We start from the raw sequence: 22,192 nt of genomic DNA, 5'->3' as shown, positions 1-22,192 counted from the left end.
AGATCAGAAGACGGGCTTGGAGAACTCGCCCATGTTGTCCTGGGTGATCTTCGGCGTGTCGAAGTAGTTGAGGAACGGCACGTCCTTGCCGCTCAACACGTCGATGGCGGTTTGCAGCGCCGCCTCGGCGTCATCGACCGGGGACTGGTAGATCGAGCCCCAGTAGTCGCCGGCGGCCATCGCCTCGTAGCCGACCGAGAAGTTGGTCGCGCCCACGAAGATGATGTCCCCCGCGCGGCCCGCGGCCTTTGCGGCGTTCAGCGCGCCGACGCCCATGTTGTCATCGCCGGCGTAGACACCGTCAATGTCGTCATACTTGACGAGGAAGGCTTCCATCACCTGCTGTGACTTCTCGCGGTTCCAGTCACCGGGCTGGGTTTCGACCAGGGTCACGTTGGGGCACACCTCGGGCAGGCGATCCTCGAAGCCCTTGGCGCGTTCGATCGCGGTGGTGTAGCCGGGCTGACCGGAGATTTGCACGACGCGGGCTTCGTTCTCGATCCCCATGTCCTTGAACTTGTCGCACATGATCTCGGCAGAGCGGGACCCCTGCGTGATGTTGTCCGGCCCCGAGAAGCTGGCGACGAAGTCGAAGCCCGCTTCGGCGATGTTCGAGTTGGTCACGATCACCGGAATATCGGCGCTGTGCGCCTTGCGCACGGCGGGGATCACCGCCTCGCCGTTGGTCGGCCAGATGATGATGGCATCGACTTCCTGCTGAATCAGGTCCTCCATCTGGGCGATCTGTCGGGCCACGTCGCCGCCCGCATCCAGCACGACGGTTTCCACCATGTCGTTGGCCGCCGCCGCCTCGATGAACGCCTTTTCATAGGTGGTCTGGTAGCTGTCGACGCCGACGTTGTTCTGCGTGATGCCGATCGTGAACTTCCCGCTGTGCGCATCCGCCAGCGCGGCGCCGGAGAGTGCGGTTGTTGCAACGAGCGTTGCGGCGAGTGTCTTCTTCATTTTTTCGGTCCTCCCTTGGGGTCGTTTGTTCCGCAGATTGCCGCTGTCCTCCCAGCCCGGTCGAATCCCGGTGCAATCTCCGCTTTATCCAGCGCGATTTCGGGACATAGCAAAGGCCCCGAACTTGTCCATTCTGGATTTATTATTATCCAAAATGAATTTTTCCGCCATACTGTCAGGACATCCATTTCGACAATTCTTGGAAGGAGCGCCATGAGCGACTCGCGCAAACGCCCCGCCACCACATCCAGAATCGGTAAGATGCAAACCACCGCAGCGAAAAATATCTATTTCGGACATTCGGCCAGCAACGGCACGAATGAGCCGACGCATGCCGTGGCAGCCAGCCCGGAGTTGGAGCGTGTGGTGCGGTTCCTGCAGAATCTGGCCGTCGAGCTGGACAACTCCATCGAGCCGACAACCCCGAACCCGCATCTGAACATGATCCTGCACCTTCTGCGAAGCCACTTCGAGGGGCGCGTGGTGTCGCCCTCCTCCATGGTGTCGGCCTCGGGCGTGCCCTACGCGACCGCGACCCGCAAACTGGCCGAGATCCGGGAGGCCGGCCTCGTGGAGCAGCGCCCGCGCACCAAGAGCGGCAAGAGTTTCTCGCTGCATCCAAGCCCGCGCCTGCTGGAGACCTTCAACCAGCTGTCCGACCGGCTCGACAGGATCGCGCGCACCGCCTTTGACGATGTGCGCGAGACCGATGAGGCCGCGAACTACTACTACGGCGGTTCCTACCAGGCGGGCCGCGCCACCATCCCGCCGCCCAGCGCCCTGCCCCAGCCACTGAAATCGCCGGGGGGCTTGCGCATCCTGGTACATGGGGATCCGACCTTCATGGTGATGGACACCCTCAAGCGGCAATTCGAACAGCTTGTCGGCACCGATATCCACCAGCGCGCCTTTTCCATCGATCGCCTGCGGGAAGAGGCCCTGCGCAACGCCGAGCGTAGCAAGAGCCGCTATGACCTGATCGCCATCGACCTGCCCTGGCTGGGCGAATTCGTCGAACGTGGCGTGATCCGCCCCCTGACCGAGGTGATGGATGTCGAGCGGCTCGATCCCTCCGACTTTCACACCGCTGGCTGGCGCGCGGCCCATTGGGACGGTACGCCCTACGGCGTTCCCAGCCAGACCACGCCCGAGCTGATGTTCTATCGCAAAGACTGGTTCGCCGATGAAGGGCTGGAACCGCCCGTCACCACGGACCAGGTGATCGCGGCGTCCCGCCACTTTCACGAGCCCCGCCACGGCCGCTACGGGGTGGCCTGGAACGCGGCGCGCGGCACGGCGCTGGGGCATACGTTCATCATGACCTGCGCCGCCTTCGGGCAGCCGATCATCGATATCCCGCAGATCGCGGGCGGCTATGACGCCGATCACCTGGCGCACCGGGATTTCCGCCCCACGCTCGACACCGACCGCGCCCTTGCGGCGGCGGACTACCTGATGCAGCTGCTGGAATTCTCGCCCCCCGACATCCTGTCGATGTCCTGGTACGAGCGGGTCCGCCCCTTTGCCGCCGGGCAGGTGGCGATGGCCTATGGCTACACGCTGCTGGCCCCGTATTTCGAGCTGGACGAGAGTTGCCCCGCCCATGGCAACACCGGCTACCTGCCCCATCCTCACGGTCCCGCCGGCGTACCCATCGCCCCGGTCGGGGGCTATGTCTTTTGCGTGCCCGCCAACCTGGCGGAAGAGCGGGTCGAGGACACGATCGAGGCGCTGGTCGCCTTCACCTCGCCCGGGGCGCAGAAGCTTTACGCGCAGAATGGCAGCCGCACCGCGCCGCGCTATTCCGTCGGTGCCGATCCCGAGGTGCGCCGCCTGTCGCCGATCTACGAGGTGGTGGACCAGATGTCCTGGCGCGACGAGCTGCAATTCTGGCCGCGCCCGCCGATTCCGCAGATCTCGGACATCATCCGCGCCTGCGGGCACGAACTACACGACATGCTGCGCGGGATCGTCACCCCGCGTGAGGCCCTGGCCCGGGTGCAGGCCCGCGCCGAAGACATCATGCGACAACCGATTAATTAGGGAGGAAAACATGGACCCCAAACGCCTTGAAGGTAAGAACATCCTGATCACCGGGGCCGCCCGCGGCATGGGTGCCGCCAATGCCGAAAGCTTTGCCGCGCAGGGGGCCAATGTCTGCATCGGCGACCTGGACGGCGACGCGGCGCAGGCGATGGCCGACAAGATCAACGGTGACGGCAATGGCAAGGCGATTGCGGTCCGCATGGACGTGACCAAGCGCGAGGACAACGCCGCCGCAGTGGCGGCCACGGTGGATGCTTTCGGCTCGATCAACGTCGGCCTGTTCAACGCGGGCCTGAACAAACCCCGGTTCTTCATGGATATCGATGAGGACAACTGGGACATGATCATGAACGTCAACACCAAGGCGATGTGGCTGGGCATGCAGGAAACCGCCCGCCAGATGATCAAGCAGGGCCCGATGGAGGATCACCCCTACAAGCTGATCAACGTCGGCTCCATCGCGTCGCGCAAGCCGCTGGTGGATGTGACCGTCTACTGTACCTCGAAATACGGCTGCCTGGCGCTGACCCATTGCGGCGCGCTGGCCCTGTCCGAGCACAACATCACCGTCAACGGCTATGCGCCCGGCGTGGTCGTGACCCCGCTGTGGGAGCAGCTGGACAAGGACCTGGTCGACATCGGCTTCAAGCAGAAGGAAGGCCAGGCCTACGAGGACATCGTGCGCGACGCGCTTCAGATCAAGCGGGTGTCCTACCCCGAGGACATCACCGGCACCGCGTCTTTCCTGGCCAGCGACGACAGCGATTACATGACCGGCCAGATGATACACATCGATGGCGGCTGGTGCATCCAGTAACGTCCAAAACCCTGAAATCAAACAATGATCGGCGCCGCACCGCGCCCGGAGGAGCACATCATGTCACGCGCACTCATGCCCAACCTGCTGACGCCGCAGGATCTTGAACCGGACTGGAGATGGGAAGGCCGCCTGCCTGCCTGGGGCCACACCTCGGTCGATTTCGAGCGCCGCATCGATCATGACCGCCTGCGCCGCTACCGCCTGGCGCGGACCCGGCAGGCGTTGAAGAACTCGAACGCAGGCACGCTGCTTCTGTTCGACGTGAACAACATCCGCTACGTCTCTGCCACCAAGATCGGCGAGTGGGAGCGGGACAAGATGTGCCGCTTCTGCCTGCTGACGGGCGATGACAGCCCCTACGTCTGGGACTTCGGCTCTGCCGCGATGCACCACAAGAAATTCTCCGACTGGTTGGAGCCCGAGCATTGCCGCGCCGGCGTGGTGGGCATGCGCGGCACGATCCCGCCGGAATTCGGCCTGATGCGCAAATACGCCAAGGAAATCGCGGGGCTGATCCGTGACGCGGGCATGGGCGACATGCCCGTCGGCCTCGACTATGCGGAAACGGCGATGTTCCACGCGCTTCAGGAGGAAGGGCTGAACGTCGTCGACGGTCAGCAGATCATGCTCGCCGCGCGCGAGATCAAGAACTGGGACGAGATCCAGCTTCTGACACAGGCCGCAAGCATGGTGGATGGCGTCTATCACATGATCTACGAGGAGCTGAAACCGGGCGTGCGGGAAAACGACATCGTCGCCCTGTCCAACAAGATGCTCTATGAAATGGGCTCGGACGACGTGGAGGCGATCAACGCCATCTCGGGCGAGCGGTGCAACCCGCATCCGCACAACTTCACGGACCGGTATTTCCGCCCCGGCGACCAGGCGTTCTTCGATATTCTGCAGTCCTACCAGGGCTATCGCACCTGCTATTACCGGACGTTCAACATCGGGCGCGCGACGTCGGCGCAGAACGACGCCTACGTGAAGGCGCGCGAGTGGATCGATGCTTCCATCGACCTGATCCGCCCCGGCGTCAGCACCGACGTGGTGGCGCAAGCCTGGCCCAAGGCCGAGGAGTTCGGCTTCCCCGACGAGGATTCCGCCTTCGGCCTGCAGTTCGGCCACGGGCTGGGGCTGGCGCTGCACGAACGCCCGATCATCAGCCGCGCCGTCAGCCTGGATCACCCGATGGAGATCCAGACCGGCATGGTTTTCGCGCTGGAAACCTATTGCCCGGCCGCGGACGGCTATTCCGCCGCGCGGATCGAGGAAGAGGTCGTCGTGACCGATACCGGCTGCGAAGTGATCAGCCTGTTCCCGGCCGAGGAACTGCCCATCGCGAACCGCTACTGAGCGGTTTCGCGCCCCTGCCCTGCGGCGCCTCTCCCTGTCGCGGGGCGGGTTGGCTGCAACCCGACGAGGACATCATGCCAGCAAAGACCAACACCGACGACTACCTGCGGATGTACCGCCAGATGGTGCGCATCCGCACCTTCGAGGACAACGCGAACCAGCTCTACCTGTCGGCCAAGATGCCGGGGCTGACGCACATGTATTCGGGCGAGGAAGCCGTCGCCGTCGGCATTTGCGAGGCGCTGACCGATGACGACCGCATCACCTCGACCCACCGCGGCCATGGCCATTGCGTCGCCAAGGGGGCCGAGTTCAAGGCGATGTTCTGTGAGCTTCTGGGCAAGGAAGAGGGCTATTGCCGCGGCAAGGGCGGCTCGATGCATATCGCCGACCAGGGGCACGGGAACCTTGGCGCGAACGCCATCGTTGGCGGCTCCATGGGGATCGCCACCGGCTCTGCCCTGCGCGCAAAGCTTCTGGGGCATGACGATGTGACCGTCTGCTTCTTTGGCGACGGCGCAACCGCGCAGGGTCTGATGTACGAGGTGATGAACATGGCCGCCCTCTGGAAGCTGCCGGTCATCTACGCCTGCGAGAACAACGGATATTCCGAGTACACGAAGACCGAAGAAATCGCCGCAGGCTCCATCACCGCGCGCGCCGAAGCCTTCGGGATCGAGGCGCACCAGGTCGACGGGCAGGACGTGCTGGCCGTGAACGCGCTGACCCAGAAGCTGGTCGCGCGGGCCCGCAAGGGCGAGGGCCCGTTCTTTATCGAGTTGATGACCTATCGCTATCACGGCCACCACGTCGGCGACATCAACCGCGAATACTACCGCTCCAAGGACGAGGAAAAGGACTGGAAGCAGAACCGTGACCCGATCATCCGCTTCCGCGCTTTCCTGGTGGAGGAAGGCATCGCTTCGGAGGAGGAGATCGAGGCGATGAACGCCGAGATCGAGAAAGCCGCCGCCGAGGCCGTCGCCTATGCGGAAGCCGCCCCCTACCCCGATGTGTCCGAAGTGGACATGCACGTTTACGCGGACTGAGGAGAGCACGATGCGAGAGATCACCCTATCCCAGGCCGTCAACGAAGCCCTGGCAGAGGAAATGCGCCGCGATCCCACCACCTTCATCCTGGGCGAGGACGTGGCCGAGGCGGGCACCCCCTTCAAGGTGCTGTCCGGCCTGGTCGAGGAGTTCGGTACCGAGCGCGTCATCGACACGCCCATCGCCGAGCCGGGCTTCACCGGCATCGCCGTGGGCGCCGCGATGACCGGCGCGCGGCCCATCGTGGACCTGATGTTCGGCGATTTCATCTTCCTGGTCATGGACCAGCTCTGCAACCAGGCGGCCAAGATCCACTACATGTCCGGCGGTAAGCTGAACGTGCCAATGGTGTTGCGCACAAACATGGGCGCGACGCGCCGCTCGGCCGCGCAGCATTCCCAGTCGCTTCAGGCGCTTGTGGCCCATATTCCGGGGCTGAAGGTGGCGATGCCCTCCTCCGCCTACGAGGCGAAGGGCCTGATGAAGACCGCGATCCGCGACAACAACCCTGTCGTCATCTTCGAAGACAAGCTGATGTACCAGGACAAGGCCCCCGTGCCGGAAGAGGAGTACCTGATCCCCTTCGGCGTGGCGAACATCAAGCGCGAGGGGTCCGACATCACGCTGATCGCCACCTCCTCGATGGTGCAGGTGGCTGAAAAGGCTGCCGAAACGCTTGCGGCCGAGGGCATCAGCGCCGAGGTCATCGACCCGCGCACCATCGTGCCGCTGGACGAGGAAACGCTGCTGAAGAGCGTGAAGAAGACCTCCCGCGCGATTGTCATCGACGAGGGGCACCAGAGCTACGGCGTCACCTCGGAAATCGCGTCGCGGCTGAACGAGGGGGCCTTCTATCACCTGGATGCGCCAGTGGTGCGCATGGGGGCGTTGGATGTGCCCGTGCCCTTCTCGCCCGCGCTTGAGGATATCACCGTGCCCACTCCCGAGCGCGTGGCCGAAACCGCCCGCAAGCTGTGCGCGGGGGAGATGATCCATGCCGCATGACGTGACGATGCCCCAGCTTGGCATGGCACAGGACGCGGGGCGCATCGTGTCCTGGCTGAAGGCGCAGGGCGATCCGGTACGCAAGGGCGATGCCCTGTTCGAGGTGGAAACCGACAAGGCGACGATGGAGGTGGAGGCCCAGACCGACGGGTTCCTGACGGCCATCAGCGCGGCAGAGGGCGACGACGTGCCGGTCGGCGCGGTGATCGCGCGGATCTCGGACAGCGCCGAGGACGATGCGCCAGCGCCCGCTGCGCCCGAAACCACCGAAGCGACTGCGATGTCGGACACATCCGACGATCTGCCCAAAGGCAAGACCATCACCATGCCCCAGCTTGGCATGGCGCAGGACAGCGGGTTGATCGTCGGCTGGCAGAAACAGCCCGGCGACGCGATTGCCGCCGACGACGTGCTGTTCGAGGTGGAGACGGACAAGAGCACGATGGAGGTGCCCGCAGGCGCGGACGGCTACTTGGCGGCAACGCTGGCCGAGGCGGGCGAAGAGGTGCCCGTGGGCGACGCCGTGGCGATCATCAGCGCCGAAAAGCCGGAAAGCCCGGTGGCACGCTCGGCCAAGGCCAGGCCCGCTGCGGCCCCAGCGGCCGCTGCACCCGCCGGGAAAGACACCGCCCCGGCACCGGCGAAGGCCCCTTCACCTGCTCCGGTCGCGGCGGGCGGGCGCATCCTTGCTTCGCCCAAGGCGCGGCGATTGGCGATGGAACAGGGGCTGGACCTGAACCGGCTTGTGCAGGCGGGCCATCCGCAGCCCTTCCACGTGAGGGACCTTGAAACGCTGAAAGCCCTTCCCGCGGCGGCCACCGGCGGCGCGGCCACCGCCGCCCTGCCCGCGCGGCACCTGACGGCGGAAACCGCCGCCGATGGCTTTGACGAATTTGCCGATTGGGCCGCGCAGACCGCCGGTCTGACCGACCCGGCCGCGCTGCTGGCCGGGCTGGCGGCGGCCAGCATGGGCGGCGATCACGTGGTCGCGGTGGAAAGCTTCGGCGCCAGCCGCAGCTTTGCCGCCCGCGCCCGCTTGGGGGACACCGAAAAAACCGATGCCGAACCGGCACTGCGCCTGCGCGATCTGCGTCATTCCCCCGTGAACACCGTGCAAATGGGGCCGGAGGACACACCCGTCCTCACCCTGAAGCGGCGCGGCGCGGGGCTGACTATCACCCTTGAATGCGCCGCCGACCAGCTGCCCGCCAGCGACGCGCTGGCGCTTCTTTCGAATTTCGCAGGCCGGATGGAGCAGCCGCTCCGCCACCTGCTTTGACATACCGGGGGACCGACATGGACTTTACCGACCTTTACATCGACGGCGCGTGGCACAAGACGGCCGAGCGCTTTGACGTCATCAACCCCGCCACGGAAGCGGTGCTCGCCTCTGTCGCCTCGGCCGATATTTCGGATGCGGATGCCGCGCTCGACGCAGCCGAACGGGCCATGGCGGACTGGGCCGCACAGACCCCGCGCCACCGCTCGGAAGTGCTGCGCCGCGCGTGGGAGCTGATGACCGCACGCCTGGACGACTTCGCCCACCTGATCACGCTGGAAAACGGCAAGGCCGGGACGGATGCGCGGGGCGAGGCCGCCTACGCCGCCGAGTTCTTCCGCTGGTTTGCCGAGGAAGCGGTGCGCGCAGACGGGCTGATCACCCACGCCCCTGCCTCGGGCGCGCGGATCGTGGTGCAGCATAAGCCCGCCGGGCTGGCGGTGCTGGTGACGCCCTGGAACTACCCCGCTGCCATGGGCACAAGAAAGATCGCCCCGGCGCTGGCTGCCGGGTGTGGAGTGATCATCAAGCCTGCCTCGGAAACGCCGCTGACCATGCTCGCGCTGATGCCCCTGCTGGAGGAAGCCGGAGTGCCGAAGGGGCTGGTCAACGTCCTGCCCTCGAAGAAGACGGGCGCGCTGGTGGATCACATGCTGCATGATCCGCGGGTGCGTGTCGTCAGCTTCACCGGCTCCACCGGGGTCGGGCGCAAGCTGCTGAAATCCGCCGCCGACCAGGTGCTGAAACCGGCGATGGAGCTGGGCGGCAACGCCCCCGTCGTCGTGCTGGAGGATTCCGATATCGACCTGGCGGTCGAGGGCACCATGCTGGCCAAGATGCGCAACCTGGGCGAGGCCTGCACCGCCGCGAACCGCATCTACGTGCACCAGGACATCGCCGATGAGTTCACCCAGCGCCTGACAACGGCCATGGCTGCGCTGAAGATGGGCGATGGCACCGACCCGTCGGTGGACGTCGGCCCGCTGGTGAATGCCCAAACCCGCGACAAGGTGGCGGAGTTCGTGGCCGACGCCGTGGCCAAGGGGGCAAAGATCGAGTGCGGCGGCGAAACGCCCAGTGGCACCGGCTTCTACTATCCACCCACAGTGCTGTCGAACGTGCCCGAGACTGCGGATTGCGTCCATGACGAGATCTTCGGCCCCGTCGCCGCGATCCAGACCTTCGCGGACACGGAGGAGGTGATCCGGCGTGCCAACGACACCGAATACGGGCTTGTCGCCTATGTCTTTTCCGGGGATTTCAAGCGCGCCCTCCAGGTTTGCGAGCGGCTGGACTACGGCATGGTCGGGCTGAACCGTGGCCTTGTCAGCGACCCCGCCGCGCCCTTCGGCGGCACCAAGCAATCCGGGCTTGGCCGCGAAGGCGGGCATGAGGGGATGCTGGAGTTCATGGAAACCCAGTACATCTCGGCCAGCTGGTAAGGGGGGATCATGTCCGACATCATCGCCAGCCCCGCCACCCGCCGCATGGCCCGCGAAAAGGGGATCGAGATCGAAACCCTCGCCCAGCGCCTCGGCCGCCAGACCATCGGCCCCGAGGATCTGGAGGGCAGCGCCACCACCGCACCCGCCGCTTCCGGGGACACGTCCTTCTGGCAGGTGGATCACAGCCAGTACGGCCCCGTCAGCGAGGAACCGATGAGCCGCTTCGCGCAGGTCGCGGCCCGTAACCTGGCCGCCGCGCAATCTCTGATCCCCGCCGTGACGCATCATGACCGCGCCGATGTCACCGCGATCGAGGCGTTCCGCAAATCCCTGAGCCCGGAGGCGCAGGCGCGCGGCATCAAGCTGACAGCGTTGGCGGTTCACGTCGCCGCCCTTGCCCGCTGCCTGCGGGACTTTCCACGCTTCAACGCCTCGCTGTCGGAAAGCGGCGAAACGCTGATCCTGAAGGACTACGTGCATGTCGGCATCGCGGTGGATACCGCCCATGGCCTGATGGTGCCGGTGATCCGAAACGCCGACCGGAAGGGCCTTTGGCAGATCGCCGGGGAAATCGCTGACCTCGCCGCCCGTGCGCAGGCGCGCAAGATCGGCCCGGACGAGATGGGCGGCGCGTCGATGACGATCACCAACCTCGGCGGGATCGGGGGCAGCGCCTTCACGCCCATCGTCAACCCGCCGGAGGTGGCGATCCTGGGCATCACGCGCACCGAAACGGTCACGCTCTGGGACGGCGATACCCCCCGCCCCGTGCCCATGGTGCCACTGGACCTGTCCTATGATCACCGCGTGATCAACGGCGCGGATGCGGCGCGCTTCATGGCACGCTATACCTCACTGATCGGCGAACCTCGCAACATGCTGATCTGAGGAGGACCGCATGACCGATCTGAGCGGACAGACCGCCCTTGTCACCGGGGCCAGCCGGGGCATCGGGGCGGCCATCGCCACCGCACTGTCCCGTGCGGGGGCCGAGGTGATCGGCCTTGGCACCAGGATCGAGGACGCGCCCCCGCCCGGCATCACCCCACTGAACTGCGACCTGTCGGATAGGGACCGGATCGCGGCGTTGATCGCGGACCTCAAGGACAGGCGCATCGACATCCTCGTGAACAATGCCGGGATCATCCGCCGCGCCCCCGTGGCCGAACATTCGACCGAGGATTGGGACGCGGTGATGGCCGTGAACCTTGACGCGCCGTTCCTGCTGAGCCGCGCATTCGGCGCAGAGATGGTCGCGCGCGGCAGCGGCAAGATCATCAACGTTGCCTCGGTGCTCAGCTTTCAGGGCGGGCGCTTCGTGCCCGGCTATGCGGCGTCAAAGGCGGCCATCGCCAACCTGACGCGCAGTTTCGCCAACGAATGGGCCGCCCACGGCGTCAACGTGAACGCCATCGCGCCCGGCTATGTCGCCACGGACAACACCGCCGCCCTGCAAGCGGACCCCGAGCGCGAGGCGCAATTGATGGCCCGCGTCCCCCTCGGGCGCTGGCTGCGCCCCGAGGAAATCGCCGCGCCGGTCGTGTTCCTTGCCAGCGACGCGGCCTCGGCCATTCACGGCACGGTTCTGGCGGTCGATGGCGGCTGGGGCGGTTTCTAGGCCAGCGCCCGACCATGGGCCGCGTCACGGTTCCGTCTCAAAACCTTCAGCGATCCGATTCAAAACCATAGCAAAAGCTTGGCAGTGCCCCCGTAGGTGATCCCCCGAAACGAGGGGATGACGATGCTCGAACTCAACGCGGTCACCAAGCGATTTGGCGACAAGACGGCAGTAGACGCGGCAAGCTTCACGGTGGAACGCCCGATGATGATCGGCATCATCGGACGCTCGGGCGCGGGGAAATCCACGCTGCTGCGGATGCTGAACCGCCTCAGCGACGCCTCCGAAGGCTCCATCCGGTTCGAGGGGACGGAAATCACGACCCTCAGGGGCGCTGCCCGCCGCCAATGGCAATCCCGCTGCGCGATGATCTTCCAGCAGTTCAACCTGGTGCCGCGAATGGACGTGGTGTCCAACGTGCTGCACGGGCTTTTGAACCGCCGCTCGACCCTGTCCACGATGTTCAACCTCTACCCGCAGGATGACATTCACCGCGCGATCGAGATCCTGGACCGCCTCGGTATCGCCGAACAGGCCCCGAAACGGGCCGAGGCACTGTCGGGCGGACAACAGCAACGCGTGGCCATCGCGCGGGCGCTGATGCAGGACCCGGCGGTGATCCTGGCGGACGAGCCCATCGCCTCGCTCGACCCGATGAACGCCCAGATCGTGATGGAGGCGCTGCGCCGCATTCACGAGGAAGACGGGCGCATGGTGATCGCGAACCTGCACACGCTGGACACCGCGCGGCGCTATTGCGACCGGGTGATCGGCATGCGCGACGGGCGGATCGTCTTTGACGGCACCCCCGAACAGCTGACCACCGGGGCCGCGCGCGACATCTACGGCGCGGGAGACGATTTTTCCGAGGCCGCCACCTCCACCGAGATCGAGACGCTCGACCGCGCGAACGCCCCCGTTCGCATGCCCGCCTGACCTTCCCACAACTTCAGAGACGGAGATCCTTCCATGAAGACGACCCTCGCCCTTGCGCTGGCCGCGACGACCGCGCTCAGCCCGGCCGCATTCGCCCAGGACATCAGCGAATTCCGCATCGGTATCCTTGGCGGCGAAAACGCCCAGGACCGCATGAACAGCTACAGCTGCCTTCAGGAATACGCCGAGGACGCCCTTGGCGTCGAGGTGAAGCTGTTCGCGCCCGCCGACTACAACGGCGTGATCCAGGGCCTGCTGGGCGGCACCATCGACATGGCCTGGCTGGGCGCCTCCGCCTACGCCGCCACCTACCTGCAAGACCCCGAAGTGGTCGAGCCGGTGCTGGTCAAGGTCAACATCGACGGCTCCATCGGCTATCACTCCATCGGCTTCGCGCGCACCGATAGCGGCATCGCGTCGCTTGAGGACATGCAGGACAAGGTCTTCGGCTTTGGCGATCCGAACTCCACCTCGGGCTACCTGATCCCTTCGATCGAGATCCCCCAGGCCACCGGCGCGAGCATGGAGACGGGCGACTACTTTGGTGAGGTGAAGTTCACCGGCGGCCACGAACAGACCATCATCGCGGTGTTCAACGGCGACATCGACGCCGGCGTGACCTGGGCCGACGGCCAGGGCAACTGGGAAGACGGCTACAACTCCGGTGCGCTGCGCAAGGCGGTGGACGCGGGTCTGATCGACATGAACGAGCTGGTCGAGATCTGGAAATCCAAGGTCATCCCCGAAGGCCCGATCGTGCTGCGCACGGCCCTGCCCGAGGACGTGAAGGCGACGATGACCGAGCTGGTCGACGGCCTGCACGAGCGTGACGCGGACTGCGCCTACGGCGTGGCCGCTGGCGAAACGCTGGGCTTCCAGCCGGTGACCCACGACACCTACACCTCGGTGATCGAGGCGCGCCGGGCCAAGATCGGCGGCTAACTCACTGCAACGCTTGTCCGGCAGCCCCAACAACGGGGCTGCCGGAGCCATTTCAGGGGTCAGGACGTGACGCACGCGACGCTCGGGGCAGGTGAGATGCCCAAGACTGTGGACAGCATCCAAACAAGCTACATGGCGCAGGTGCGCCGCCGCCGGTTGTACGGCGGGCTGACGTTGCTGATCTTCGTTCTGCTGATGGTCTCGGGGTTCAACATCGCCGATGGGCGCAACGCGGGCGGCTTCTGGGACGGCCTTGGGAACATCGGGGACTACCCCGCCGACGTTCTGTCGGAAGCCTGGGAAAAGCGCGCCGCCCTGCCCGGCCTGATGGTGAAGTTCTTTCCCGCGCTGATCGAGACGGTAAACATCGCCGCGGTTTCCACGCTGATCGGGGCCACCGCCGGTCTGGTGCTGTCGCTGCTGGCGACGCGCGGGCTGGCGCGCTGGCCGCGCCTGATCCCGGTGTTTCGCCGGGTCATGGACCTGATGCGCGCGATCCCCGAGATCGTGATAGCGCTGATGCTGATCTTCGTCCTTGGCGGCGGGCCGGTGCCCGCGATGATCGCCATCGCGATCCACACCGCCGGTGCGCTAGGCAAGATGTTTTCCGAGGTGGCCGAGAACGCGGACCTGAAGCCGGTCGAGGGGCTTGCGTCCACCGGGGCGACATGGGCGCAGCGCATGTGGCTTGGCGTGGTGCCGCAGGTCGCGCCGAACTACATCAGCTATGCCCTGCTGCGGTTCGAGATCAATATCCGCGCCTCTGCCATCCTTGGCTTCGTGGGCGCGGGCGGCCTTGGCTACGAGCTGCGCAACGCCATGGCTTGGGGACCGGGGCGCTTTGGCGAGGCGGCGGCGATCTTCATCCTGCTGTTTGGCACCATCGTTGCCTTTGACCAGCTGTCCAGCCGCTACCGCAACCGCCTGACCGAAGGATACGGCCAATGACCGCCGCAGACCTAAGCCTGACCAAGGCGCACGCAGACCAGCTGTTCCGGCGCAAGCGCCTTGCCGCCGTTGCCGTGCCCGCGCTGATCCTTGGGTATTTCGCCTATATCTTCGTGGCGTTCAACATTGCGGGCCTGGCGCAACGGGCGAACTGGGACAACGCGGTGACGCTGGCCTCGGACAGCTGGTCCTACAAGGTGCATGTTACCCGCTCGAACCGCACCGGGGCCATGGACTACGCCGTCGAGGGTGAGCGCAAGGGCGCCTACCCCGAGGGCCAGCGCCCCGGCTGGGTGACGGGCGAGGATATCCTGACCGTGGACCTCGGCTCGGACACCCTCGTGCGGTTGTTGCCTGACAACCGCACCGAGGTGCAGGTGCCCGGCTTCGGCCTGATCGAGGCGCAGGCCGTGGGGCGGCAGGTGACGACCAACCTCGGCGCGAATGTGCCTGACTGGATCTCCGCCTCGGACCGGCGGGTGGCGATCACCTCCCCCGAGGGGCGCGTCACCATCACCGGCTCCAAGACAGAGGTGTTCAATTACTTCCCCGGCTGGGAGCTGTTCTGGTTTACCTTCGAAAGCCCCTACCACGGCCACTCGCTGACCGAGATTCTGTTCGGCGCGCGCATCGACCCCACCCGCGCCAATATCTCCGGGGCCGTGCAGGACTGGTGGAACAACCCGATGTGGCGCCACAAGGACGTGGTCTGGGCGATCGGGGAAACGATCCTGATGGCGTTCCTCGGGACCATGGGCGCGGCGATCATCGCGCTGCCGATGGCCTTCATGGCAGCGAAACGCTTTGCCCCCTTTGCGCTGCTGCGCGGGGCGACCCGGCGTCTGTTCGACTTCCTGCGCGGCGTGGATGCGCTGATCTGGACGGTCGTCCTGGCGCGCGCCTTCGGCCCTGGCCCGCTGACCGGGGCGCTTGCGATCCTGATCACCGACACCGGCACCTTTGGCAAGATCTTTTCCGAAGCGCTTGAGAACGTAGACGGAAAGCAGATCGAGGGCGTCAGTTCCACCGGAGCGAAACCACTGCAACGCTATCGCTTCGGGGTGATCCCGCAGGTGGTGCCGGTGCTGCTGGCGCAGATCCTCTACTTCCTGGAATCCAACACCCGCTCTGCCACCATCATCGGGGCGATCACCGGCGGCGGCATCGGGCTGATGCTGACGCAGGCGATCCAGACCCAGAAGGACTGGGAAGAGGTCGCCTACTACATCATCCTCATCGTGGGCATGGTGATGGCGATGGACTGGTTCTCGGGCTGGCTGCGCGGGCGGCTGATCGGCAGGAAGGACGGCTGAGGCGGAAGGCTACCGCCCCAGCGTCAGAGTCACCCGGTCGCCCGCGAAAAAGGTGCGCCCGTATTCGACGGGCCGCTCGGTCCCGTCAACGTTGAGGCCCGTGGATTTCAGCAGCGGATCCCCTTCGCGAATGTGCAGGTGCAACGCCTGGGTCGCATTCGCGGACACCGCCGTCAGCCTTGTGGACGCACGGGTGTAATCTGCCACACCCACTGCAGCCAGCGCGGCGGTCACGCCGTTGTTCTCAAGCAGGGCCGCCTCGATCCCGGCGAGCCGGTCGAGCGGAAACAGGCTCTCGAACACCGCGATCGGCTGACCGTCCGCCAGGGACAGGCCGTGATAGCTGCACACCGGCGCGCCGCTGGCGATGTCGAGCGCGCGCGCCTCTCCGCCGGTGGAGGCGCGCCGCTCGATCAGCAGCACGCGGCGTTCGGGGCGGCGGCCGGCGGCGAGCAGGTTCTCGTGAAAGCGCACGCGCTCCCCGATCGGGTAATCGGTGGTGGTCGCTGCCACGAAGGAGCCCGCCCCGCGCCGGCTGCGGACCAACCCCTCGTCCACGAGCTTTGAAATCGCGTGGCGCACGGTGTGCCGGTTGACGCCGAACCGCTCGGCCAAGGCCGCCTCCGTCGGCAGCCTGTCGCCCGGCAGGTAGCGCCCTTCCGAGATATCCGCACGAAGCGTGCCTGCAATCGCCAGCCAGACCGGCGTTCGGCTTTGTCGGGACGGGCTCATGTCATGCAACTTTCACAAGTCTGTGCTGGGGGAATCGGCGCCGCAGCGCTAATATCTGTATAGTTGTATAGGAAAGGGTTGAGTTGTCTAGATGGAAGACACAATCGACACGAACGCAGAGCGCAAGTGCTGGATGGGGCTGCTGGCCAAGGCGCCCGAGGGGCGCGCCGCCGCCCTGCTGGACGCCGCGCTGACGCGCCCGGGCTTCACCTGGCTGCGCGCGCCGGAAATCGGCAGCGTGATGGTGCGCGGGCGTGCCGGGGGGACCGGCGCGCCGTTCAACCTCGGGGAAATGACGGTGACGCGCTGCGCGCTGAAGCTATCGGGCGGCGCGGTGGGCCATGCCTATATCCAGGGCCGCCGCAAGGCCTGTGCCGAAGCCGCGGCGCTGATCGATGCGCTGATGCAGACGCATGCGGGCGCGGATCTGCGCGCCAGCGTGCTTGAGCCACTGGCAGCAGAGCAAGCAGCGGCCAAACAGGCGCGCGCCGCCAAGGCCGCGGCGACCAAGGTCGATTTCTTTACCATGGTGCGGGGGGAGGACTGATGCAGACGCAAACGCTTGAAGGGGGCTTCACCGCCCCAGCAGAACAGGCCGCCCACGCCTTTCGCAGCGTGATGGAAGCCATGGCGCGCCCCGGCACGATCCACGACATCGCGGGCGCGGAACCGCCCGCCCCCCTGTCCCGCGCCGCCGGGGCTGTGCTGCTGACACTTTGTGACACTGACACGCCGCTCTACCTCGCGGGTGCGCTGGATTGCGAGGCCGTGCGCGCCTGGGTCAGCTTTCACACCGGCGCGCCGCTGACAGGGCCGCAGTCGTGCATGTTCGCGCTTGGCAACTGGGACGCGCTGGCACCGCTTGACGCCTATCCCGTCGGCACGTCCGAATACCCCGACAGATCCGCGACCCTGATCGTGGAAACCCCGGAGCTTGCGGCCGAGGGAGTCACCCTGAAGGGCCCCGGCATCAAGGACAGCGCCGCCCTGTCCCTGCCCGAAACCGCCGCGTTCCAGGCCAATGCCGCGCTGTTCCCGCTGGGCCTTGATTTCATCTTCACCAGTGGCGCGCGCATCGCCGCGCTGCCCCGCTCCACCGAGGTGCTCTGAGATGTATGTTGCCGTAAAGGGTGGCGAACGCGCCATCGAGAACGCCCACGCCTGGCTGGCCGAGGAACGCCGTGGCGACACCGGCGTCGCCGAACTGGACATCGCGCAGATCCGCGAACAGCTGAGCCTGTCCGTCAACCGCGTCATGGCCGAAGGCTCGCTCTATGACCAGGACCTGGCGGCGCTGGCGATCAAGCAGGCGCGCGGCGACCTGATCGAGGCGATCTTCCTGATCCGCGCCTATCGCACCACCCTGCCCCGTTTCGGTTGTTCCGAAGCAGTGGACACGGGCGCGATGGCCTGTGACCGGCGCATCTCAGCCACGTTCAAGGATGTGCCCGGCGGGCAGGTGCTGGGGCCGACCTTCGACTACACGCACCGCCTGCTGGACTTCAAACTGGCCGCCGATGGCGAGGTTCCGCCCGCGCCGGAGCGCGAGGCTACGACCGCCCCCGTGCCCCATGTGACCGGCTTCCTGAACCGAGAGGGCCTGATCGAGGAAGCCCCGCAGGACGACACGCCGCCCCCCGATCTGACCCGTGAGCCGCTGGAAATGCCCGCCGAGCGCCCCCTGCGCCTTCAGGCGCTGACCCGCGCGGACGAGGGGTTCACCCTGTCGCTTGCCTATTCCACGCAGCGGGGCTACGGGCGCAACCACGCCTTCGTGGGCGAGCTTCGCATCGGCACCGTCCCGGTCGAGATGGAGATCCCCGAACTCGGCTTTGCGATCGAGATCGGAGAGATCAGCCTGACCGAATGCGAAACCGTCAACCAGTTCACCGGCTCGAAGTCCGAGCCGCCACAGTTCACCCGTGGCTACGGGCTGGTGTTCGGCCAGACCGAGCGCAAGGCCATCTCCATGGCACTGGTGGACCGGGCGCTGCGCTGGAAGGAACTGGGCGAGGACGACGCCGGTGCGCCTGCGCAGGACGCGGAATTCGTGCTTTATCACTGCGACAATATCCAGGCGACGGGCTTCCTCGAACATATCAAGCTGCCCCATTACGTCGATTTCCAGTCCGAACTCGAACTCGTGCGCAAGCTCCGCCGGGAAGCGGGCGCGGACCAAAGCCATGCCGGAGGCACCTCATGACCGGGGACAGCTACAACTTCGCCTATCTCGACGAGCAGACCAAGCGGATGATCCGCCGCGCCATCCTGAAGGGGCTGGCGGTGCCCGGCTACCAGGTGCCGTTTGCCAGCCGCGAAATGCCCATGCCCTACGGCTGGGGCACCGGCGGGGTGCAGGTTTCCGCCGCGGTCCTGACGCCCGAAGACCGCTTCAAGGTGATCGACCAGGGGGCCGACGACACGACGAACGCCGTGTCGATCCGCAGCTTCTTTCAGCGCACCGCGGGCGTGGAAACCACCACCGCGACCGAGGAAGCGACGGTCATCCAGACCCGCCACCGGATCCCCGAAGCGCCCCTGGGCGAGGGGCAGATCCTGGTCTACCAGGTGCCGATCCCCGAGCCGTTGCGCTTTCTTGAGCCGCGCGAAAGCGAGACGCGCAAGATGCATAGCCTGGAGGAATACGGCCTGATGCATGTGAAGCTCTACGAGGATATCTCGCGCCACGGGCATATCGCCACCTCCTACGCCTACCCGGTGAAGGTGGAGGCGCGCTATGTCATGGACCCCTCGCCCATTCCGAAGTTCGACAACCCCAAGCTGAACGATTGCCCCGCGATCCAGCTGTTCGGCGCGGGGCGTGAGCAGCGCATCTATGCCCTGCCGCCCTATACCCGCGTGACGAGTCTCGACTTCGAGGATCACCCCTTCGAGGCGACGAAAGCCGACCACCCCTGCGGGCTGTGCGGGGCGGGCGACAGCTACCTTGACGAAGTTATCGTCGATGACGCCGGGGGGCGGATGTTCGTCTGCTCCGACACCGATTATTGCGAGTCCCGGCAGCGCCAGAGCCATCGTGGAAAGGATGCCGCATGACACCGCTGCTTTCTGTACAGGGCGTTGCCAAACGCTACGGCGCGCAGATCGGCTGCACGGATGTCTCCTTCGACCTATACCCCGGCGAGGTGATGGGCATCGTGGGCGAGTCCGGCTCTGGCAAGTCCACGCTGCTGAACTGCATGGCCGGGCACCTGAGCCCGGACGCGGGGCGGGTGATCTTCGACACCCGCGCCGAGGGGCCGCGCGACACGCTCACCATGTCCGAGCCGGAACGCCGGATGCTCGGGCGGACGGACTGGGCCTTTGTCCACCAGCACGCCCGTGACGGGCTGCGCATGGGTGTCAGCGCGGGCGGCAACGTGGGCGAACGGCTGATGGCCGTCGGCGCGCGCCACTACGGCGACATCCGCCACAAGGCGCTGGACTGGCTGGACCGGGTCGAAATCGACGCCGGGCGCGTCGACGACCGGCCCACCACCTTTTCCGGCGGGATGCAGCAGCGCCTGCAAATCGCGCGCAACCTGGTGACCGGCCCGCGCCTTGTCTTCATGGACGAGCCAACCGGGGGCCTTGACGTCAGCGTGCAGGCGCGCCTGCTGGACCTGCTGCGCGGGCTGGTACGGGACATGGGGCTGAGCGCCATCATCGTCACCCATGACCTTGCGGTCGTGCGCCTTTTGGCGGACCGGCTGATGGTCATGAAATCGGGGCATGTGGTGGAAGCGGGGCTGACCGACCAGGTGCTCGACGATCCGCAACACGCCTATACGCAACTTCTCGTCAGCTCCGTGCTGCAAGTCTGAGGGTCCGGCCATGATCGAACTCAACAACGTCTCCAAGACCTTCACGCTGCACAACCAGGGCGGCGCGGTGATCGAGGTGCTGAACGATGTTTCCCTGCGCGTCGCCCCAGGCGAGTGCGTGGCGCTGACCGGCGCGTCGGGGTCCGGCAAGTCATCGCTGATGCGCATGATCTACGGCAACTACAGGGCGCAGGGCGGCGCGATCCGGGTGGGTGGCATCGACCTTGTGCAAGCCGAACCGCGCGAGGTGATCCGCATCCGCCGCGACGTAATGGGCTACGTCAGCCAGTTCCTGCGCGTCGTTCCCCGCGTGCCCACGTTGGAGGTGGTGGCCGAACCGCTGCGCGCCATTGGCGTCGCACGCGACGAGGCCGAGGCGCGCGCCCGCGAACTTCTGGCGCAACTGAACATCCCGGAACCGCTCTGGTCCCTTTCGCCCACCACCTTTTCGGGGGGCGAGCAGCAGCGGGTGAACATCGCGCGCGGTTTCGCGCACGCCTATCCCGCCATGCTGCTCGATGAACCGACGGCAAGCCTGGATGCAACCAACCGCGACGTCGTCCTCACCCTGATCGAGCAGGCGAAGGCGCGCGGCGCGGCGATCATCGGCATTTTCCATGACGAGGCCGCCCGCGAACGGGTCTGCGACCGGATGATCAATGTCGGGGATTTTACCCCGGGGCGCGCGGCATGAGCGGCGGGCGGTTGATCGCCGTCGTCGGCCCCTCCGGCGTGGGCAAGGACAGCGTCATGGCCGGGATTGCCGCGCGCGCACCTTGGATCACACGGGTACGCCGGGTCATCACCCGCCCCCCTGAACCGGGCGGAGAGGACCACCGCGCCGTCACGCCAGAGGCGTTCCGGCAGAACGCTGAAAATGGCGCCTTCTGCCTGCACTGGGGCGCGCATGGCCTTCACTACGGCATCCCGGCGGAGGTTCTTGAACAGGTCCGGGGCGGGGCGGACAGCATGGCCAACCTGTCGCGCAGCGCCTTGCCCCGCGCGGCGCAGGCCTTTCCCCGCCTCGTGGTGCTGAACATCACCGCCTCGCCCGGGGTGCTGGCCGAGCGCCTGGCGGCCCGGGGCCGCGAAAGCGATGAGGACATCGCCAGACGGCTGGCGCAGGCGGCAAAACCCCTGCCCGCCGGGCTAGACGTCATCACCATCACGAACGACGGCGCGCTCGACGCGGCGGTCAGCGACGCGCTGGACGCGCTTCAGCCCGAAAGGACGTAGCGTTGGATAAGTTCGAACATCCCGTCCGAACGTTCCCCGACCAGCGCGACCGCGTCCAGATAGAAGGGCTCGGGCAAAGCCGGCAGGCGGGCGGCCAGCGTGTCACGCCAGCGGGTCAGGTCGCCCTGCTCCAGGCTGCCGGTCAGGGTCATGTGGAAGCGGAACTCCTCCATCACGTAGGGGTAGCCCCAGCGCGTCAGCAGCTCTTCCTGCCGCGCGTTCAGCCCGGCGTCGCGTCGACGCTGCAACTCCTGCGGGGCGGGCGGGGCGCGGAAAGCGTCAAGCTCGCGCACGCAGGCCTCCGCCAGGCGGGTCAGCGCGGCGCAATCCCCCGACGGGGTCAGCGCCAGGAAACGGCCGATATTGCTCAGCTGCAAACCGTCGCAGCGCACCGGCGGGCAGTCGGCGGCCATGGCCGCGACCGCCGCCGCCAGCGCGCCTTCGTCCTGGCCCGCGGCCAGTTTGAACGGCGGCTTCAGCGTGGCGTGAAAACCATATTTGCGCGGTGTCATCGTGACGTCACCGATGTCTGGCACATCGAGCTGATCCGCGGGGCGTCCCCGCGCCACATCCCACCCAAGCCAGGCCGCGCCGAAGGCCCCGAGGGGCCCTTCCGGCGGCAGGTAGTAGATCGCAAAACGAGTGTATGACATGAACTCCCCCTTCGTTCCGACCC

General features: G+C 66.4%; 23 protein-coding genes. 20 read left to right on the top strand and 3 right to left on the bottom strand.

Annotation, left to right across the window (positions count from 1 at the left end):
* Positions 1-3: 3 nt before the first annotated feature.
* Positions 4-966 carry a sugar ABC transporter substrate-binding protein gene (locus tag DJ029_RS13535; RefSeq protein WP_112323021.1) on the bottom strand — a complete coding sequence of 321 codons (963 nt, stop codon included), beginning with the start codon at positions 964-966 and terminating at the stop codon, positions 4-6.
* A gap of 213 nt (positions 967-1,179) precedes the next feature.
* Between DJ029_RS13535 and DJ029_RS13530 the strand changes: the two genes are divergently transcribed.
* From DJ029_RS13530 to phnE (DJ029_RS13470), 13 genes are all read left to right on the top strand, one after another.
* Positions 1,180-3,009 (top strand): extracellular solute-binding protein, encoded by a 1,830-nt coding sequence (locus tag DJ029_RS13530; RefSeq protein ID WP_232823081.1) that lies wholly within the window; start codon positions 1,180-1,182, stop codon positions 3,007-3,009.
* Positions 3,010-3,019: 10 nt separating this feature from the next.
* Positions 3,020-3,829: an SDR family NAD(P)-dependent oxidoreductase gene (locus DJ029_RS13525; RefSeq protein WP_112323020.1), complete on the top strand. Its 810-nt coding sequence runs from the start codon at positions 3,020-3,022 to the stop codon at positions 3,827-3,829.
* A gap of 60 nt (positions 3,830-3,889) precedes the next feature.
* Positions 3,890-5,188: a M24 family metallopeptidase gene (locus DJ029_RS13520; RefSeq protein WP_112323349.1), complete on the top strand. Its 1,299-nt coding sequence runs from the start codon at positions 3,890-3,892 to the stop codon at positions 5,186-5,188.
* Positions 5,189-5,262: 74 nt separating this feature from the next.
* Positions 5,263-6,237 carry a thiamine pyrophosphate-dependent dehydrogenase E1 component subunit alpha gene (locus tag DJ029_RS13515; protein WP_112323019.1) on the top strand — a complete coding sequence of 325 codons (975 nt, stop codon included), beginning with the start codon at positions 5,263-5,265 and terminating at the stop codon, positions 6,235-6,237.
* Between the two features lie 10 nt (positions 6,238-6,247).
* Positions 6,248-7,243, top strand: coding sequence for an alpha-ketoacid dehydrogenase subunit beta (locus DJ029_RS13510; protein WP_112323018.1), 996 nt, complete (start codon positions 6,248-6,250; stop codon positions 7,241-7,243).
* A complete protein-coding gene (locus tag DJ029_RS13505) occupies positions 7,233-8,522 on the top strand; it encodes a biotin/lipoyl-containing protein (protein ID WP_112323017.1) in 1,290 nt (429 codons plus the stop codon). Before DJ029_RS13510 ends, DJ029_RS13505 begins: the two co-directional genes overlap by 11 nt.
* Before the next feature lie 17 nt (positions 8,523-8,539).
* Positions 8,540-9,964 (top strand): NAD-dependent succinate-semialdehyde dehydrogenase, encoded by a 1,425-nt coding sequence (locus DJ029_RS13500; RefSeq protein WP_112323016.1) that lies wholly within the window; start codon positions 8,540-8,542, stop codon positions 9,962-9,964.
* A 9-nt stretch (positions 9,965-9,973) separates the two neighbouring features.
* Positions 9,974-10,855 carry a 2-oxo acid dehydrogenase subunit E2 gene (locus tag DJ029_RS13495; RefSeq protein ID WP_112323015.1) on the top strand — a complete coding sequence of 294 codons (882 nt, stop codon included), beginning with the start codon at positions 9,974-9,976 and terminating at the stop codon, positions 10,853-10,855.
* Positions 10,856-10,865: 10 nt separating this feature from the next.
* Entirely contained in the window at positions 10,866-11,585 is a 720-nt protein-coding gene (locus DJ029_RS13490; RefSeq protein WP_112323014.1) for an SDR family oxidoreductase, read from the top strand.
* 123 nt (positions 11,586-11,708) lie between these two features.
* Positions 11,709-12,521, top strand: coding sequence for a phosphonate ABC transporter ATP-binding protein (phnC, locus tag DJ029_RS13485; protein ID WP_112323348.1), 813 nt, complete (start codon positions 11,709-11,711; stop codon positions 12,519-12,521).
* A 33-nt stretch (positions 12,522-12,554) separates the two neighbouring features.
* Complete coding sequence (gene phnD / locus DJ029_RS13480; protein WP_112323013.1) at positions 12,555-13,463, top strand: phosphonate ABC transporter substrate-binding protein; 909 nt, start codon at positions 12,555-12,557, stop codon at positions 13,461-13,463.
* Between the two features lie 96 nt (positions 13,464-13,559).
* Entirely contained in the window at positions 13,560-14,411 is an 852-nt protein-coding gene (phnE, locus tag DJ029_RS13475; RefSeq protein ID WP_112323012.1) for a phosphonate ABC transporter, permease protein PhnE, read from the top strand.
* Complete coding sequence (phnE, locus tag DJ029_RS13470) at positions 14,408-15,724, top strand: phosphonate ABC transporter, permease protein PhnE (RefSeq protein ID WP_112323011.1); 1,317 nt, start codon at positions 14,408-14,410, stop codon at positions 15,722-15,724. The genes phnE (DJ029_RS13475) and phnE (DJ029_RS13470) overlap by 4 nt, the downstream gene beginning before the upstream one ends.
* A 9-nt stretch (positions 15,725-15,733) precedes the next feature.
* Here the strand turns inward: phnE (DJ029_RS13470) and phnF are convergent, their stop codons facing one another.
* Positions 15,734-16,456, bottom strand: a complete 723-nt coding sequence (gene phnF / locus DJ029_RS13465; RefSeq protein ID WP_112323010.1) for a phosphonate metabolism transcriptional regulator PhnF — start codon at positions 16,454-16,456, stop codon at positions 15,734-15,736.
* A 91-nt stretch (positions 16,457-16,547) separates the two neighbouring features.
* Between phnF and phnG the strand changes: the two genes are divergently transcribed.
* Genes phnG through phnN form a run of 7 tightly spaced genes read left to right on the top strand, consistent with a single transcriptional unit; the run spans position 16,548 to position 21,516 of the window.
* On the top strand, positions 16,548-17,003 hold the full coding sequence (gene phnG / locus DJ029_RS13460) for a phosphonate C-P lyase system protein PhnG (RefSeq protein ID WP_112323009.1): 456 nt from the start codon (positions 16,548-16,550) through the stop codon (positions 17,001-17,003).
* Positions 17,003-17,566, top strand: a complete 564-nt coding sequence (gene phnH, locus DJ029_RS13455; protein WP_112323008.1) for a phosphonate C-P lyase system protein PhnH — start codon at positions 17,003-17,005, stop codon at positions 17,564-17,566. Before phnG ends, phnH begins: the two co-directional genes overlap by 1 nt.
* A gap of 1 nt (position 17,567) precedes the next feature.
* Positions 17,568-18,659 carry a carbon-phosphorus lyase complex subunit gene (locus DJ029_RS13450; RefSeq protein WP_112323007.1) on the top strand — a complete coding sequence of 364 codons (1,092 nt, stop codon included), beginning with the start codon at positions 17,568-17,570 and terminating at the stop codon, positions 18,657-18,659.
* A complete protein-coding gene (locus DJ029_RS13445; protein WP_112323006.1) occupies positions 18,656-19,513 on the top strand; it encodes an alpha-D-ribose 1-methylphosphonate 5-phosphate C-P-lyase PhnJ in 858 nt (285 codons plus the stop codon). The genes DJ029_RS13450 and DJ029_RS13445 overlap by 4 nt, the downstream gene beginning before the upstream one ends.
* The gene (phnK, locus tag DJ029_RS13440) at positions 19,510-20,280 is read left to right on the top strand and encodes a phosphonate C-P lyase system protein PhnK (RefSeq protein WP_112323005.1); all 771 of its coding nucleotides are present in this window, start codon (positions 19,510-19,512) and stop codon (positions 20,278-20,280) included. Before DJ029_RS13445 ends, phnK begins: the two co-directional genes overlap by 4 nt.
* A 10-nt stretch (positions 20,281-20,290) precedes the next feature.
* Positions 20,291-20,974 carry a phosphonate C-P lyase system protein PhnL gene (phnL, locus tag DJ029_RS13435; protein WP_112323004.1) on the top strand — a complete coding sequence of 228 codons (684 nt, stop codon included), beginning with the start codon at positions 20,291-20,293 and terminating at the stop codon, positions 20,972-20,974.
* Complete coding sequence (gene phnN / locus DJ029_RS13430) at positions 20,971-21,516, top strand: phosphonate metabolism protein/1,5-bisphosphokinase (PRPP-forming) PhnN (protein WP_112323003.1); 546 nt, start codon at positions 20,971-20,973, stop codon at positions 21,514-21,516. The genes phnL and phnN overlap by 4 nt, the downstream gene beginning before the upstream one ends.
* Here the strand turns inward: phnN and DJ029_RS13425 are convergent.
* Positions 21,498-22,169 carry a DUF1045 domain-containing protein gene (locus tag DJ029_RS13425; RefSeq protein ID WP_112323347.1) on the bottom strand — a complete coding sequence of 224 codons (672 nt, stop codon included), beginning with the start codon at positions 22,167-22,169 and terminating at the stop codon, positions 21,498-21,500. The genes phnN and DJ029_RS13425 overlap by 19 nt on opposite strands.
* Positions 22,170-22,192: the final 23 nt, after the last annotated feature.

Source organism: Oceanibium sediminis (assembly GCF_003265325.1).
Lineage (GTDB): Bacteria > Pseudomonadota > Alphaproteobacteria > Rhodobacterales > Rhodobacteraceae > Halovulum > Halovulum sediminis.
The sequence above is the reverse complement of the archived record's forward strand: the minus strand, read 5'-3'. Positions and strand labels throughout refer to the sequence as shown.